14 protein-coding genes are annotated in these 16,861 nt (G+C 46.2%); 8 read left to right on the top strand and 6 right to left on the bottom strand.

The window, feature by feature from the left end; translation table 11 throughout:
* Window positions 1-42 precede the first annotated feature (42 nt).
* Window positions 43-1,602, top strand: coding sequence for a glycoside hydrolase family 30 beta sandwich domain-containing protein (locus tag MKY73_RS24940; RefSeq protein WP_339308751.1), 1,560 nt, complete (start codon window positions 43-45; stop codon window positions 1,600-1,602).
* 270 nt (window positions 1,603-1,872) lie between these two features.
* Here the strand turns inward: MKY73_RS24940 and MKY73_RS24935 are convergent, their stop codons facing one another.
* The 5 genes from MKY73_RS24935 to MKY73_RS24915 all read right to left on the bottom strand — a co-directional run bounded on the left by MKY73_RS24935 (window position 1,873) and on the right by MKY73_RS24915 (window position 5,699).
* Window positions 1,873-2,661 (bottom strand): formate/nitrite transporter family protein, encoded by a 789-nt coding sequence (locus tag MKY73_RS24935; protein WP_339303901.1) that lies wholly within the window; start codon window positions 2,659-2,661, stop codon window positions 1,873-1,875.
* Between the two features lie 82 nt (window positions 2,662-2,743).
* Window positions 2,744-3,136: a hypothetical protein gene (locus MKY73_RS24930; protein ID WP_339303899.1), complete on the bottom strand. Its 393-nt coding sequence runs from the start codon at window positions 3,134-3,136 to the stop codon at window positions 2,744-2,746.
* Complete coding sequence (locus tag MKY73_RS24925) at window positions 3,133-3,657, bottom strand: HEAT repeat domain-containing protein (RefSeq protein WP_339303897.1); 525 nt, start codon at window positions 3,655-3,657, stop codon at window positions 3,133-3,135. The genes MKY73_RS24930 and MKY73_RS24925 overlap by 4 nt, the downstream gene beginning before the upstream one ends.
* A gap of 5 nt (window positions 3,658-3,662) precedes the next feature.
* Window positions 3,663-3,902, bottom strand: a complete 240-nt coding sequence (locus tag MKY73_RS24920) for a bacteriocin immunity protein (protein ID WP_339303896.1) — start codon at window positions 3,900-3,902, stop codon at window positions 3,663-3,665.
* A gap of 807 nt (window positions 3,903-4,709) precedes the next feature.
* Window positions 4,710-5,699 (bottom strand): zinc-binding dehydrogenase, encoded by a 990-nt coding sequence (locus MKY73_RS24915; RefSeq protein ID WP_339303894.1) that lies wholly within the window; start codon window positions 5,697-5,699, stop codon window positions 4,710-4,712.
* A gap of 103 nt (window positions 5,700-5,802) precedes the next feature.
* Here MKY73_RS24915 and MKY73_RS24910 point away from each other — a divergent pair, with 103 nt between their 5' ends.
* Together MKY73_RS24910 and MKY73_RS24905 are read left to right on the top strand one after the other, a co-directional pair.
* Window positions 5,803-6,741, top strand: a complete 939-nt coding sequence (locus tag MKY73_RS24910) for a LysR family transcriptional regulator (protein ID WP_339303892.1) — start codon at window positions 5,803-5,805, stop codon at window positions 6,739-6,741.
* 53 nt (window positions 6,742-6,794) lie between these two features.
* A complete protein-coding gene (locus MKY73_RS24905; RefSeq protein ID WP_339303890.1) occupies window positions 6,795-7,895 on the top strand; it encodes a beta-eliminating lyase-related protein in 1,101 nt (366 codons plus the stop codon).
* Window positions 7,896-8,027: 132 nt separating this feature from the next.
* Here MKY73_RS24905 and MKY73_RS24900 read toward each other — a convergent pair whose 3' ends face one another.
* Complete coding sequence (locus MKY73_RS24900) at window positions 8,028-9,062, bottom strand: PocR ligand-binding domain-containing protein (protein ID WP_339303889.1); 1,035 nt, start codon at window positions 9,060-9,062, stop codon at window positions 8,028-8,030.
* A 305-nt stretch (window positions 9,063-9,367) separates the two neighbouring features.
* On the opposite strand from MKY73_RS24900, the gene MKY73_RS24895 reads away from it, so the two are divergent.
* The 5 genes from MKY73_RS24895 (at window position 9,368) to MKY73_RS24875 (ending at window position 16,732) form a co-directional block, all read left to right on the top strand.
* Entirely contained in the window at window positions 9,368-10,510 is a 1,143-nt protein-coding gene (locus tag MKY73_RS24895; RefSeq protein ID WP_339303887.1) for a glycerol dehydrogenase, read from the top strand.
* Window positions 10,510-12,279 carry a dihydroxyacetone kinase subunit DhaK gene (gene dhaK, locus MKY73_RS24890; RefSeq protein WP_339303886.1) on the top strand — a complete coding sequence of 590 codons (1,770 nt, stop codon included), beginning with the start codon at window positions 10,510-10,512 and terminating at the stop codon, window positions 12,277-12,279. The genes MKY73_RS24895 and dhaK overlap by 1 nt, the downstream gene beginning before the upstream one ends.
* 406 nt (window positions 12,280-12,685) lie before the next feature.
* On the top strand, window positions 12,686-13,741 hold the full coding sequence (locus tag MKY73_RS24885; RefSeq protein ID WP_339303885.1) for a hypothetical protein: 1,056 nt from the start codon (window positions 12,686-12,688) through the stop codon (window positions 13,739-13,741).
* A gap of 405 nt (window positions 13,742-14,146) precedes the next feature.
* Window positions 14,147-15,322: an alanyl-tRNA editing protein gene (locus tag MKY73_RS24880; protein ID WP_339303884.1), complete on the top strand. Its 1,176-nt coding sequence runs from the start codon at window positions 14,147-14,149 to the stop codon at window positions 15,320-15,322.
* 105 nt (window positions 15,323-15,427) lie between these two features.
* Window positions 15,428-16,732 carry a DUF1963 domain-containing protein gene (locus tag MKY73_RS24875; RefSeq protein WP_339303883.1) on the top strand — a complete coding sequence of 435 codons (1,305 nt, stop codon included), beginning with the start codon at window positions 15,428-15,430 and terminating at the stop codon, window positions 16,730-16,732.
* Window positions 16,733-16,861 lie beyond the last annotated feature (129 nt).

The raw sequence follows: 16,861 nt of genomic DNA, 5'->3' as shown, positions 1-16,861 counted from the left end.
GTGGCCGCGGCTTTTTCCATAATGGAAGGAGAGTGAAGTGTGATGAACATGGGCTGGCGAGAGCATCCCAAACGATGGATCATCCTGTTCATCGCTGTTTGTTGTTTCGGTGTAGGGGTCTGGCTTATCTTCAACCGAAGTGAACAACCCGCTCCGCCACCGGTTGTGGACAAGCAGAGAGCGGCCGAAGTCTGGTTAACCACAGGAGATCAGCAAAATCTGCTTACACCACAAAAGCCTATTCCAATTACAGATCAGAATGATGCAGACACAGGCTCTTCAGTCGCTTCAACGCAGGAGTCAGTCACTTCTTCGTCGGAGTTCACCATACAGATTGATCCGGACAAGACGTATCAAACCATGGATGGATTTGGTGCAGCGATGACAGGTTCGTCTGTACATCTGATTGATCAGCTTCCAGAGGAAAAGCAAGCACAACTACTGAAGGAACTGTTTACTACAGAAGGGCTAAACATGGATATGGTGCGTCATACGATTGGTGCTTCCGATTATTCGGTGGGTGAATCAGGTGAGGCTTCGAGCTATACCTATGATGATATTGGATCCGGCACGGATTATGATATGGAACACTTTTCAATCGATAAGGATCAGGAAGTTGTGGATATGTTGGAGCGTGTAGTTAGGTTGAAACCGGGTCTTAACGTACTGGGCACACCGTGGACGGCCCCGGCCTGGATGAAGTATGGGGAAGAGAAGACCACTAACGGCTGGTATCTGGATTATAACAATCCCAAGGTATATGAAGCTTATGCGAGATATTTTGTGAAGTATATCGAAGCTTATCAGGCGAAGGGCATTCCCATCTTCGGGATCACGTTGCAAAATGAACCGGAATTCACCTCGGATAAATATCCGAGTATGAGTATGGGAGCCGAAGAACAAGCCATGTTCATTCGGGATGATCTCGGCCCGGCGCTACAGGCTGCGGGACTGGACACGCGAATCATCGCGTATGATCATAACTGGGATCAGGCGGTCGATTATACCAGCAAGGTGCTCGGTAATGAGCAGGCTGCTGCTTATGTCGATGGATCTGCTTTCCACTGTTATGCAGGTGATCCATCTGCCATGTCGGAAGTGCATGAGCGCTTCCCAGACAAACATATTTATTTTACCGAATGTAGTGGTGGGGAGTGGAGTCCTGATTTTGGCGAGAATTTGAGCTGGCAGATGTCCAATCTCATCATTGGTGCACCTCGCAACTGGGCGAAGAATGTACTGCTCTGGAACATTGCACTCGATCCGAAAGGGGGTCCCACGAACGGGGGCTGTGAGAACTGCCGTGGGGTTGTGACGATTAATCCGGACAGTGATGAAATCACTAGAAATGTCGAGTATTATGCGTTGGGCCACATCAGCCGTTATGTGCGTCCGGGAGCTGTAAGAGTGGATTCCACGCAAGAACACGGGCAGATCGAGAACGTTGCCTTCCGCAATCCGGATGGAACGATGGTGCTGGTGACAGCTAACACAGGTGAGGAAGAAGTCTCCTTTGATGTAGTTATGGACGGAGATTCGTTTCGATATGTACTACCTTCCCAATCGGCAGCAACCTTTCGCTGGAATCCGAAAACGGGTTAGAACGTTGATTCAAGCTTGGGGATTAGGAGTATAGATGGAGAGGTGTCATGGTAAATACATGTGGAGTTATTTAGAATAGGCTGATAAGTGATAAGTGATAAGTGATAAGTGATAAGGGGGCAGGCGGGGTAACCATAAGCCTGCCCATAGAGAAACACCCCTGCAACCTTCTGCCATACATGGCAAGGTTGCAGGGGTGTTTTGGGTTTCTCTTACCGGTTAGCCACGGTCAATGGACCTGGCCGGAAGGGGATCTTTTTTTACCGGAGATTAATGTGCCTCTTCATCTAGAAACGGTTTGTTCACCGCATAATACATAAAGCCCATCAGCAGCACACCACCCACCAGATTACCCAAGGTCACGGGAACCAGGTTGTGAAGCACACCTTCAAATGAGATGGTCCCCGGGTGATTCAGCACAAGTGCAATCGCGAACGTACACATATTGGCGATGCTGTGCTCATATCCCGAGATGAAGAAGCAGAACACAAAGAGCATCATGGCGAACATTTTGGCTCCATTCTCCTTCATGAACATCGGCACAAAGAACGCCATACATACAAGCCAGTTACACAAAATTCCCCGGAAAAAGAGCTGCATGGTTGGGACCTCCATCTTGTGCTCCACCACGCTTAACAGAAAACCATTCACCTGAGACGAGTCGAACAATCCGGTCAGGTAGATTAACAGGGCAAACACGGCTGCGCCCATCAGATTACCGCTATAACTCGCAATCCACAGCTTGATCACTTCGAACCAGCGCAGCTTCTTGCGCAGCGCAGCATATGTGTAATAAAACGTATTGCCCGTGAACAAGTCACCGCCACCGTAAGCGATCAGGATAATGGCCGCGCCAAACGTAATGGCTGCCATCGGATAGGTAAACGGGGACTGCTCCATATAAAAGAAGTTACCTGTCTTAAACGCCACGATGACGCCGAATCCGATAAACATACTGGCCAGCATGGAGCGTGCAAGGTACCTGATTAAGCTTTGTTTGTAGATCTTGTGTTTCTTCAGAGCAAGTTGTTCCACGTTCCGTAGAGCTTCCGTTTCCATAATTCTCCTCCAGTAGCATGATGTCTTGCTTACCATTATAACGAAATTATGGAAATTGGGGAGGTGGAACTTGGATTACTGATTATTTAACCGGATACGGATACATGCAGGATCTAAGAATTTCGTTCTTTTGTTCCTCTGTTCGTTCGTGCTGCGCCAATTCTTCTGCATAGGAACGCTCCACCTTGGCGCGCATAAAACGCTCCGCATGTTCGTTTGGACGAGAGTGAAGTTCTTTGGCGTACTCACCAAATGCGCTGACATCACGTACCTTTTCCAACACACTGTTCAGTAGCGGACTGCCTGCATAGAGCAAGGAGGCCGTCTCTTCAGATTCAAACTTGAGGAACAGAATAGCTTTCTGTAAGGCGTTGATTTCACCTTGGGTGAGGTAAACAGCCTTCGTAGCATGCTCTCCTGATGCTCCTGATGCTTCTGATGTTCCTGGTGAAAATGGTTCATGGTCCTGATTCATAGATCATCACTTCCTGATATGGAATGCAGTTCTCGCCTGGCGGAAGCGCCGAAATGCGGATGAGATTGAAGAGATTTTAGCGCAAGGACTGCGCCCGGAACATGTTTGTGAGCAGTAAGAATAGCAAAAGCTGCACCTTGAAGTAAAATGTAGGCATCTCCTAACAATACATCCTGGGCCAACGTAATCTCAGCTTCCGTAGCAGGTAACAAGGCCAGAGTCTGTAACGCATAAATCTGTACATCCTCATCTTCTTCGGAGTCACGAATGAGCTGTGCGGCAGCATGACGAATTTCATCCAAAAGTGAGGAAGACTCTGCCATGCCCAAAGCTCGCCATGCTTCGATACGGATGAGATCCTCTTCATGTGTATCCATGCCGATAGATAGAACTTGATGTGTAAGTTGGCTATCGGTTAGTTCGATCAGATCACGAAGTGCCTGGATTTTCTCTTCACCAGTGATTTCGTTAAAATCAGGGTGTTCATTGTTGTTATGATTGAAATGATTCATATCAGACATCTGCATCATTCACCTCCTGAAGAATATGAAGATGGGGGCGGAAGAATGATTGGACGAGCTGCCAACGCCTCCTCTACAATCTGTTCTGGTGTCAGGTCTCGATCATCCCAGAAAATCAGATTACTCATCTCTGCGTAAGGCACCTGCTGTTGTAGCTCCGTTAACATGTCATCCAACTCGGCTTCCGTTCCCTCGGCATCCATCAGTTTGCGAACCAATTCTACCAAATGCGAACGATTGTCCATATGTATTTACACCTCCTGAATGATTAATATCGTGAACCAACTAGAGCGAGCGCTAAAGAGCTTTAACGAGCCCTAACGAGCATTAACGAGCGGCAAACAAGCAAACGAGCCCTAACGAGCTGCAAACAAGCAAACGAACGCCAACGAATCTGAGACGTCTTATTCAAGGCTGAGAAGCGCCCGCGGAAATCTAAGGAACCTGAGACACGCTATATTCGAATAAACGACCGTTTGTGGCGTTGTAGCCAGTGATTTTTGGGAAATAACGTGTCTGAAGTTCTTTACAATTTAGAAAGAGGACCTGAAGGCCATATAAGACGTCCTGAGTTCCTTAGAAAATCGCCGACCCATTCGCCAGGCTCAATCAACTTGAACTTCAAGACTTTTTAGATGCTGAAACCCGTCATCGTATTGCTTACCTGAGTTTAGTGACACACCCTAGTCTTGTATTGGGCTCGATCCAGTCACTGCGATTCGATCCAATCCATGCCACTTCAATTCAGATCATTTCGTTCTAATAAGAGTGGACTACAATCTAGATAAATTAAACTAAACATTTACACAAAACGGAGAGGACAGAAAGGACCTGAAGAAGCGGAGCTAAAAGCTTTCTGCAAGAAAGCTGCTTCGGAAGCATACACTTCGCCTACAAGCTTTCTGCAAGAAAGCTACATCGAAAGCATACGCTATCCCCGGATTTGCCCTTTGTTAAAGGAATCAAAAAAATCTGGGGATAACAGCGATCGGAAGGTTGTTATGTCATGGGAGTGTGAAGTGTAAATATTCTTTAGTTCAATTTATATAACATCATTCAATCCGTATAGCCAGATTACCAAACTGCTCGCCATTTTTCATGCGTTCGAATGCTTTCGGTACATCTTGCAACGGATATACACTATCGATCACAGGATGTATATCATGTTGCTCCACCCATTGCAGCATCTGGATAAACTCCTCACGGCTGCCCATAGAGGTGCCGATTAGACTGACCTGTGGGAAGAAGATAGAGCGAATTGGTAGGGTCAGATCATCCCCCGAGCTTGCACCATACATCACGATACGCCCACCTGGTCTAATTATATCAAAATATTTGGGGAACATGGCTTGTCCGATGCTATCCAAGATCATGTCCACAGGTTCTAAATCGCTCTGCAAGCTCCAATCTCCATGACTATCCAATGCATGGGTAGCACCCAAGCGCAGTGCCTCATTTCTTTTGGCTTCACTTCTGGAGGTAACAGTCACCTTGGCACCAGCGGCTACGGCCATGAGCAGGGCAGAGGTCGCTACACCACCACCAATACCGGGAATGAGCACATGTTCACCTTGCTTTAATACACCGCGAGTAAACAAGGCGCGATAGGCCGTCAGCGTTGAAAGGGATAGCACGCCTGCTTCCTCCCAGGATAGATGAGCTGGCTTAGGCAGGGCATTTTCAGCAGGCAACGTGATATATTGAGCCAGTGTTCCATCCGTAGGACCACCAACAATATCGGGCACGATGGGCACGTTATTCGCAAATTCCCAACCGAGCGTAGGATGGATAATGACTTCATCACCTTTCGCAAATCCTCTTACGCCTTCGCCAATCCCAACAATAATACCTGCTCCATCGGAACCGGGAATGAGCGGGGTGTCCTGGGTTCCACGTGCTGCCATGATGAATAGATCCCGATGGTTGATTCCAGCGGATTTTAGTTGGATCTGCACTTCTCCAACTTCTGGTACCCGAGATGTTGACTCTGTATATTGAAGACCTGCAAGACCTTTCTGGCCTGAATGTACGATAGCTTTCATGTTAACTATTCCTCCTGTCTATATAGCCAGATATAACTACTGAGCCTCATTGTACAGACGGAGCAGATTCACGTAAAATGAACAAAAATGATTGTCAGTATCAATGAAAATAATAGATAGCATTTTGCATGAATCGGATGGTGCAGAATGTCGATATAAACGACGAGCAGGTGATCAAGGTATGGATGCAGGTGATTTGAAAATATTTCAGGCGGTTGCCCGCGAAGGTAGTATCAGTAAAGCTGCACTCGCACTTAATTATGTACAATCCAATGTAACCACACGAATCAAACAGTTGGAGACACAGCTACAAGTACCGCTGTTTCATCGTTCCAATCGGGGAATGTCTCTTACACCAGCGGGCGAGAATCTGCTTGTGTATGCGGATAGAATATTGGAATTATTATATGAAGCAGAGCAGGCCACACAAGCGGGTAACCCGCCGTCCGGCATGCTTCGTCTGGGTGCCATTGAGACAGCGGCTTCCACTTTCCTCACGCCGCTCCTGGCCGAATACAGTTCATGTTACCCGGAGGTACACCATGCGCTTGTCACGGGTGGGACCCATGAGCTGAATCAGAAGGTAATCCAACATGAATTGCATGGGGCGTTAATATATGGCCCAATCGATCATCCTGATCTGAACTATATGAAGATGTATGACGAGGAATTGGTGTTGATCGCCCAACCTGGAGTGCATGAGATACACGAGTTATTATCCAAGCCAATGTTGTTTTTTGAGATCGGATGCACACATCGCACTCAAGCGGAATCCTTTCTGCAAGATCAGGGTATCCACTCACTGAGCATTATGGAATATGGAACACTGGACACGATCCTGAATGGAGTATCTGCCGGGCTCGGTGTATCATTGCTGCCACGGTCTTCGGTTACCAAAGCAGAATTAAGAGGCGAAATCTCAGTGATGTCTTTGCCAGATCCCTATTGCCGGTTGGAAGTAGGATTTGTGTATTCCCGTGGTGAACATATATCAAGTGCGCTAAGCGCTCTGGTACAGATCATTACAGAACCAGAACTATAGCGGTTATTGAAAAAGTAAGCTTTTGAATATGTATTATAAAGGAGTGAATGAATTTGGAGGATACTACGCTAACATTGGCTGATGCATTTAATCAGGTAGAATTTATTGTGGGAGGTCATGGCAGTCGCCAGGTGAAGGTGCTTCAGAACGTACTGGACCAGATTGATGGGGAGACCTTCAGTGATCACTACGGCAACGGTCCGATCATTGAAGAATTTCAGCAACAGATGGCTGACATTCTCGGCAAGGAATCGGCGGTATTCTTCCCAAGCGGAACGATGGCGCAGCAGATTGCGTTACGAATATGGTGTGACCGCATAGGAGTGAAGCGAGTAGCTTACCACCCCCTATGTCATCTGGAAATCCATGAGGAAGACGGATTGAAGGAATTACACCAGATTGAATCGATTTTGCTGGCGGATAAGGATCGGTTGATTCGTTTACAAGATGTACAAGCGCTTGATCAGGACATTGCCTGCCTGCTCTTGGAACTGCCACAACGCGAGATTGGCGGGCAATTGCCGGCGTATGAAGAACTCGAAGCGATCTCGGCCTATTGCCGTGAACGCGGGATTAAGCTGCATCTGGACGGGGCACGCCTGTTTGAGATTACTCCCTATTACGAGAAAACGCCTGCGGAGATTTGCAGTCTTTTTGATACGGTGTATGTGTCCTTTTACAAAGGGATCGGGGGCCTTGCGGGGGCCATATTGGCCGGAGACACGGATGTGATGCAAGAGTCGAAAGTATGGAAACGTCGGCACGGTGGTGATCTGATTGGCCTGTATCCGTATATTCTGAGTTCCCAGTATTATTTCAATGAACGGATTGGCAAAATGGGGCTTTATTATGAGCAGGCTAAAGAACTGGCATCTCTATTGAATGCGTGTCATGGGATACATACCTTGCCTGAGGTACCTGTATCGAACATGTTCCATGTACATTTTGCGCTCGCTGCTGACGAAGTTGAACCAATTCTTGTGCAAATGGCTCAGCGGTTTGGTATAGGAATGACTTCTTATCTGAACAAGACGAGTGGGAACAGCTGTGCCTTTGAATTGTCTACGGGTGATCGTTATGAGAAACTACCCCAAGATAAGCTGCGTGCAGCACTGGAATGGCTGGATCAAGAATTGCGTACACAGGTGAGATAAGCATAAACAATAAACAACAAACAACGGCTAATCAGTGGCGAAAGTCCTGATTCAGCCGTTATTTGCGTGATCCAATGGCAGAGTGAAATATTTTCCAACCTTATCTTTGATACGAAAAAAGTAAAAGTGCACCTACATGTTCTCCTGGATGTATTTACGATAGAGGGCAGGCGTGATCTCCTCGAACTTTTTGAATATTTTGATAAAATATCCCGATTCATTGAATCCCAGCTCGTCACTGATCTGTGAGACAGGCATGTCGGTGACCTCCAGCAATTGCTTGGCCCACTTAATCTTGAGTTTTGCAAGGTAGGTTGTGAAGTTCTCTCCGGTTTCCTTGGCAAACAGCCTGCTGAAATAACTCGGACTCAGGTGGCATAGATCAGCCATTTGTTTGAGCGAAACCTGTTCGCTTTTGTGACTGTGAATGTATTCAAAAGCAGGCTGCAGCACCGGACTGGAGCTTTCCGTGTCACTTGGGCTATTTTTGAGATAGGCATCCGCAATCGCATTGGTCATCTCTTTTTTGATCGACTCGATATTGCGAATGGAGTACCCAGGCAGAATGGTGGAGAGGTTTAACGACTCCTGATTGCCTGAAGCTTTTTCAAACATTTCCACTAACAGATTTTTGTTGAGTGCTTCTTCCACAATGTAGTTGCAGAGCAGGGATAACATGTTGGAGATTTTCACAATCTCTTCATACGTCATCACAGGCAGCTGGGCGTAATCTTCCTTTAATTCCTCCAGCTTCGCTGCATGCATGGGGACGTTTTTGGACGTGACAATTTGCTCCAAGTCGCTACCTTTCTCGGGATCGGCGAGTTTCACTTGTCCTGCCATGACGGCGCCGATATATTTACCATCGATTGTGATCGGAATCGCGATATCTATAATATTGAAATGGCATAAATACACATAAGGCTCATTCAACCGAACGGCTTCCAGACCGCCGCGCGAATCACATTTTTGGCAGTAGGGGAGAAGCTCGGGGTCTTTGCGTACATTCTGGCAGAAGGCCTGACAGCTGCTGTGACTGGTTACGGGAATGCCTTTATAATCCACGGTGAGGATCGCCAGTTTCGTTACTGTGGCAAGTGAATCTTGTAGACGCTTCCATTTATTAAGGTCAAGTATTTTATTGATATGCAGATATTCTTTAATCATAAGATGAAACCTCCTTAGCTAACCTGATTCATAATTTAGGCCGTTAAAAGTTAGCAAGTTGTACATATTAAGATGTAATGATGACGGGTAATGTATGATGGGAGGTCAAAATTCAACCATCTCATGACAATAACATACCATGATTGCGCCAAAAAGCAAAAAATTACGATTGTAAATTATAATAATTTGTTATCAAAGTCCACTGTAAACCTGCTGGCTATGCGTTATATTAAGGTCAATTGCAAGAGATTAAAATTTAATGTATTCACTACACCATTCCATATCCTTAGGAGGCATATATTAATATGAGAAAAGCATTTATCAGCCCAACCAAATATGTACAAGGCGAAGATGAGTTGTTGAACCTGGGGTACTTTGTTAAATCTTTCGGAGAATCTGCCTTGCTGATTGCACACCCGGATGATGTACAACGTGTCAAAGCAAAGCTGGATGCAACAGCTGAGAAATTTAATATTACGTTTGTTGAAAGCGGTTTTAAAGGGGAATGTTCCCGTGAGGAAGTTGCTCGTCTGCAAGCGATCGCGAAGGAAAAAGGATGTGACTCTACGATCGGTCTTGGTGGCGGTAAAGCCATTGATGCGGCCAAATGTGTAGCTGAAGGCGAAGCACTAATCATCTGCCCAACGATTGCGGCAACAGACGCACCGACAAGTCACTCCGCTGTATTGTACACACCGGAAGGTTCTTTTGACGACTATGCTTACTTCAAGCAAAGCCCAAGTGTGGTTCTCGTCGATACAACGGTAATTGCGAATGCACCAACACGTTTCCTCGTATCCGGTATGGGAGATGCACTCTCTACATACTTCGAAGCAAGAGCAACAGCGAAATCCTATTCCCGTGTAAACGCAAGTCTGCCAATGGGTTCTCGCGAAGGATATACGCCATCCGCAGTAGGTACCAATGCGGCACTTGCCCTGGCAAAACTGTGTTATGAAATGCTGCTGACTGACGGAGCCAAAGCGAAAGTGGCGAGTGACAGTAACGTCGTGACCCAAGCGCTAGAGAACATCGTTGAGACCAACATTCTGTTGTCTGGCCTTGGATTCGAAAGTGGCGGTCTGGCCGCAGCACATGCGATCCACAACGGTTTGACTGTCTTGGAGGGAACACATCATTTCTTCCACGGGGAAAAAGTATCCTTCGGTACGATTGCACAACTGGTCCTTGAAAATGCACCAACCGAAGAGCTGCATGAAGTCATGGACTTCTGTCTCGAAGTGGGACTGCCGATCAGCTTGGCGGATATCGGTGTAGATACGATTACTCAGGAAGAGTTGTTGAAAGTGGCAGAGATTGCTTGTATTCCGGAAGAATCCATTCACGCGATGCCATTCCCAATCACCGTTCCTGAAGTGGCTGCTGCCATTGCTGCGGCTGACCGAATGGGTCGTGAGTACAAAGCAGCACGCCGGGAGGCAAAATAATGAAGAAAATCATTAACCAGGCTGAACATGTTGTTATGGAAATGTGCAACGGGATTGCGCTTGCACACCCGGAGCTTGAATTTTTGAAAAAATATAAAGTCATCAAACGCAGAGAGATTCAGGCCGATAAAGTCAGCCTGATCAGTGGTGGCGGCAGTGGACATGAACCGGCTCATGCAGGTTATGTGGGTAAAGGGATGCTGGATGCAGCGGTATGTGGAGATGTATTCGCATCTCCTTCCCAAATCCAGGTGTACCAAGCGATCAAGGCAACAGCTAGCAACAAGGGTACACTCCTGATCATCAAGAACTATAGCGGTGACATGATGAACTTCAAGAATGCAGCGCATCTGGCAGAAGAAGATGGCATCGACGTACAGTATGTTCGTGTTGAGGATGACATCGCTGTGCAAGACAGCTTGTACACCGTTGGACGCCGCGGTGTTGCCGGAACTGTCCTGGTTCACAAGATTGCCGGAGCAGCGGCCGAAGAAGGCCGCAGTCTGGCCGATGTGAAATCCGTTGCCGAGAAAGCAGCTCAGAATGTTCGCAGTATTGGTTTTGGATTCACATCCTGTACCGTGCCAGCCAAAGGCACGCCTACATTCGAAATTGCTGAAGACGAGATGGAATTCGGCGTAGGGATTCATGGTGAGCCCGGAATTCGCCGTGAGAAGATCGTGTCTGCCGATGAATTGGCAGGACGTATGGTTGAAGCATTGCTGACAGACATGAAGCTGGATAAGGATGCATCCGCTGAGATTGCGGTGCTCGTGAATGGTTTTGGTGCAACGCCACTGCAAGAACTGTACCTGCTCAACAATTCCGTTCAACGTGAGCTTGCAGGACATGCAGGTCTGAAGGTCGCGACTACGTTTGTAGGCAACTACATGACAAGCATCGATATGGCAGGGGCATCGGTTACGATCCTGAAACTGGATGATGAACTGAAGACGCTGTTGTTCAAGGAAAGTGATACCCCTGCATTTAAAGTATCCGGTCCTCCAGTAGCACAAGTGGCATATTCCGAAGCGCTGGAAGCGGTTGTGGGTGAAGACGCTCCCGTATCATATGAAGTGGAGACGGATGCATCTGCTGCGGTAATCGAAGGCAACCAATTCTCACTGGACAATGTCGTCTATCTGATCGATAAAATGGGTGAGATCATCATCAAGAACGAGGTACCGTTCTGTGAACTGGATTCCCATGCTGGCGACGGCGACTTCGGTATGAGTGTGGCCAAAGGCTTCCGCCAGTTGAAACGCGAATGGAATCACATCATTAATGAACATAAAAAAGACATCGGATCGCTCCTGGATGCATGTTCCTTGGTCATCATGGAATATTGTGGCGGCGCATCCGGCCCGATCTGGGGTTCGGCATTCCGTGCGGCTGGCAAAGCGGTAGGGGATAAACAGCAATTAAATGTTGCTGAATTTGCTGAGATGATGCATGCCGCCGTGCAAGGAATCCAGTCTACTGGAGAGCGTTCCTTCGGACGTGGTGCCGTTGTAGGCGACAAAACCTTGATTGATGCACTCGTTCCATGTGCCGATTCCTGGACACAAAGTGCGGAGTCTGGCGATGACTTCAAAACTGCATTTGCCAAAGGTGCAGCAGCAGCCGTTGAAGGTGCGAAGAAAACCGAAGATATCGTGGCACGTATGGGCCGCGCGGGTACCGTCGGTGATCGCAGTCTGGGGTACCCAGATGCTGGCGCGTATGCGCTGGGTGTTATTTTCACAGAGCTGTCCGAGTCGATGAAGTAAATTTGTCGGCAAACTCGTAAATGTAAAATTATAGCGTGTTTTCTCTACGAAGAGGATGTCCATAAGTCATGAATATGACGGGGGACATCCTCTTTGCTGTGTTATTTTGTTGTAATGAACCTGAGTTGGGTTCGTTAGCAATTGGAGCGAGGGTGAATTCCTTTTGAGACAGCTCCTCCGTTATATAGCGTATATAATCAACCTAAATTCGCTTGTTGAAAACTTCTATAATAAACTCTATCTGGAAATTACAGGTGATAATTCATATACTTATAGGAGTATGGAGTCTGCACAAGCGATCAGATTTCTCACATCCGTATCTTACGGAAGAAGCTTAGAATGCTTATAAGGGGCGTTTGGATGTAGCCTATAGTTTTTGAGAAAAAATAATACGGAGGTAGAAGTTATGAGCGATATAAAACTGCCAATGATAAGACCTTCTGTACATGGTTACCTATGTAATGCCTATCCACTCTCAATTGTAATGCAGCATAAACAATCGGAGGCTTGGTTTTACAGTAATTATATTCAATTGATTTGTGCTGGAAACTTTCCAGAAGGGAAATTCTTTTCGTTTTATACATCTAACTTGCCTTGGTATGATTTCTTTATGAGTTGTCCTCTCATTAACTATCAAAAGATCAACCAGCGCTTTTTGGAAAAATATATGGGGGGCATCATCAGCTTTATTTGTGATTCTATTGATCAAAATCAGTATATTCATTTATATGTAGATGAAAGTTATATTGCCCATAAAAAGGCGTATAAAAAATATGCTTTGCCGCATGAAATGTTAATTTTCGGTTATAACAAAGAGACATTAAAATTTTATGTTTCAGGTTATAATTCAGATGTTATATTCGGAGAATATGAGGTAGGCTTTGAAGAGTTTCTAGTCGCTTTTAACAATTGTGATAAAACAAAAAATAGAGAATATGTATGTTTATTATCTTATAACCCAGAGCATAATTATCATTTTGATCTAAAATTGATTATTAGATCTTTGAAGGAGCTAAGGTTTAGTCTCAATTCATCTTATCATTATCGTTCTATGAGCACTCCTTCTAATTGGATCTTTGGATTATCCATCTATGATCATATTGTTCAATATTTAAGTGATCAAGTTAGTAGATTAGGGGAAAAGATTGATATACGAATCTTTCATACCATGTGGGAGCATAAGCGTGTGATGTTGAATAGATTAAATTATTTGAAAGAACATCATTATTTGGATGATGCTGACGAGCTTATAAAAATATATTCTGAAATTGAATCGGATTCAAAAATTTTAAGAAATTTGGCTATAATATATAACAAAAATGAGAACGCCACCAGTATAACTTCTATCATTGAAAAACTGAAAAAAATCAAGACTATAGAAGAGAATGCATTAAGCGACTTAATTTCAAAGTTGGAAAGTGTGGAGATCGATGAAAAGCTCCTGAGTCATTATTATCTATAATGTTGACAATACACAGCTAGCGATTTATTAGCTACAACTAAAGGGGGAGTCAGAGAAAGCGGACTTAGCTCCCCTTCGCATCAACTAATGAGCCTCCAATTTCCTTCCGAATGTCCTGTTCTCTGCACGCTTGAATAACCATACATAATCATGTTTAATAAACCGAGTACAGCCTGCTTCCAATCCTAAGACTGCACTTCCATAGACAATGGCTAGGACAACGCTCAGCATGCTGAATAGGCTTATGAGCTGTATCTCACTGTTACTCTAGTGTTATTGGCTTGATAATGTTAAATAGTGTAAGCTTGAGAGCAGATAAAAGGGTTCTAATGAAGCGTAATGCGATATGTCAAACGGGCAACAGAAGTGGTATCTATATGAATGAGAAGGGATCTGGATGATTCAATGACTCAAAAAATCTATTATGACTCTGCTTATACAAGAGAGTGGCATACAACAATTACTGGAAAAGTAGACAAGGAAGATGGTGTATATGTCACGCTGGCGGAGACTGCTTTTTACCCGCATGGGGGTGGACAACCGTGTGATGTGGGACAAATTGGCGGCATCGCTGTACTGGATGTAAATATCGAAGACGGAGAGGTATGGCATAAGCTGGAACGTGCTCCTGAACAGAGCGAGGTACAGTGCGAGCTGGATTGGGCGCGAAGATTCGATCATATGCAGCAGCATACGGGACAGCATTTGTTATCGGCAATGACGTTGAAAGTGGCTGAAGCGATGACGCTCAGTTTCCATCTTGGTACGGAGTATGACACGATTGATGTAGCTGCTGAGTTGGGAGCGGATCAATTGACCATCATTGAACAAGAAGTGAATCGTCAGATCTATCGTAATGCTCGCATCAACACGTCCTGGGTTACGGCAGAAGAGGCTGCACAATTGCCGCTGGTGAAGCAACCTACGGTAACGGAAGACATTCGTATCGTCGAGATCGAAGGTGTGGAGTATAACGCCTGCGGCGGAACCCATGTGTCGGCGACAGGTGAGATTGGCATCATCAAACTGTTAAAGACCGAAAAAGTGAAGGGCGGCACTCGTATTTATTTCAAATGTGGAACAAGGGCGCTGAATGAATTCACATCCACACAACATGTGCTCAATAGCATTATGGTTAAATTAAAGACCAGCAAGGACGAATTATTGGAGCGCATTGAGAAAATGGAGCTGGAGCAAAAGCAGCTGCAAACCGAGCTCAATGCAGTGAAAACAACCAATGATGCCTACTATGCGGAGCAACTTCTGGTTGCTCGCGAAGGGCTGGTGATTGCTCAGGTCTTTGAAGACAAATCGCTCAAGGATATGCAGAGCCTGGCTACCAAATTGACGACAGACCATGAAGGCCTCGTACTCTTTGCCAGTATCTCCGAGGCAAAAGTTGTTCTGGCACAGAACGGACAGCCGCCTGAATGGGCTTGCGGACCTTTCTTCAAAGGCAATCTTGGTGCCTACCAGGGCAAAGGTGGCGGCAGTGAGAAAATGGCTCAGGCCGGCTTTGCCAGCAGTGAAGACGCGCTTGCCTTTTACGAATTCACCAAGGACCAGTTGGGACATCACTGATCTGTATTTTGCAGATACGAATACGAGACAGGTAGCATTGAAATATGAGTTGGACAAGCACGTCACATTGTGGCGTGTTTTCCATGGATTTTAGGAGGTGGAAAAATGACAGAACGAATTCCGTGTATACGGGAGGCATGTGCAAACACCATTTTGCCAGCAACGGCTGCCAGAACAGGGGGGTATTGCATGCCTTGTAAGCAGGAGATGGAGCGCGAGGAGCACCAGAGATACATTGAAGCGAATCGACGTGACGTGAACATGTATGCAGGTATCACAGACCCGGTTGAAGTATTGAAAATCATGCACGAACCTCAGGTTCGCGACCCATTAATTCGTTATGTGCCCTATGAACAATCCAAGGAAGAGGTATATCTATCCTTGTCTGCAGAGCAACAAGATCAGATGAAGGATTATGCGATGCAGCGGATTCAGGCTGGTGATGAAGATATCGGCAAAGACATTCTGATATACCTCGTTTGTTACCATGATATATCGTTGACCAACGAAATTCCTGAGCTGCTGGAACAGGAGATCTATTATCCTGCGATTTTGGTTAAAAGTGCCTCGCCTGAAGTTCGAGATCGGCTCCTGCAGCAGGTGAATACCGATGATGAGAATCGGAACCACATATTGCTCATGCTGGCCCATATCGGGGATGATGTTGTCGTGCAGCAGTTCCGGCAATGGAGACAATCTTCGCCATCCTGGGCGAGCGAATTGTACGTGGCACCTGAGCATTACACCACTGAAGCAGGATGGGAGCTTACGAATGACGGGCAGCGCAGAGAATTATTCACCACCCCAAGTTATTCACTCTATAAAGTAACAGAAAATGAAGCAACTAACGTGGCAATATCCGGAGATTCGCTATTGATGCTGACCCCGAGCGCTCAAGGTTGTCCATGGTGTGGTAGTGCATTAACGTCCTTAATTAATCTGGATGTTAAGCATCCGGCACTGCGGGATGTGTCTTGGCATGCCGAGCGACTTCGGATCCAGACTTGCGTGATATGCAGCAGTTATGGCGTAGTTTACATGGAGTTGGACGCAGCCGGGGAACCGTTATGGAGTTCACATAATGTCATGCCTATGGGAATGGATGAGATTGACCTGGAAGACTATGGTGAACTTGCACCGGATGTCGGCCGGCAGTTTAGGATTGCGAATGCATCGCGTCATGCATTCCATGCCAGCGAGTGGGGGATGGAGCCATCGCTATCTCAGATCGGGGGCCATCCGGGTTGGGTTCAGGATGCGGAGTATCCACCATGTCCATGCTGTTCCGCGAGAATGAAGGCTGTCGCACAACTGGATTGGGGCGAGGTTGAGGAATATGGTGAGGGTATGTATTACATGTTCATATGTGAGCCGTGTCAGATGACCGCCGTATCGTATCAGCAATCTTGAGGTGGAAGCTTTGATTATAAGCCATTATAAGTGGTAATCTTATTTGTAATATTACAGGGCTGTTCAGGATGGAATGACAGTCGTTGACAGATCATAATAAAGGGACCGCCCGTAAGTTCTTGAACTTCC

This window comes from Paenibacillus sp. FSL R5-0519 (assembly GCF_037974275.1).
In the GTDB taxonomy this organism is placed as follows: Bacteria; Bacillota; Bacilli; order Paenibacillales; family Paenibacillaceae; genus Paenibacillus.
This window is presented reverse-complemented; position numbering and strand designations above follow the sequence as displayed.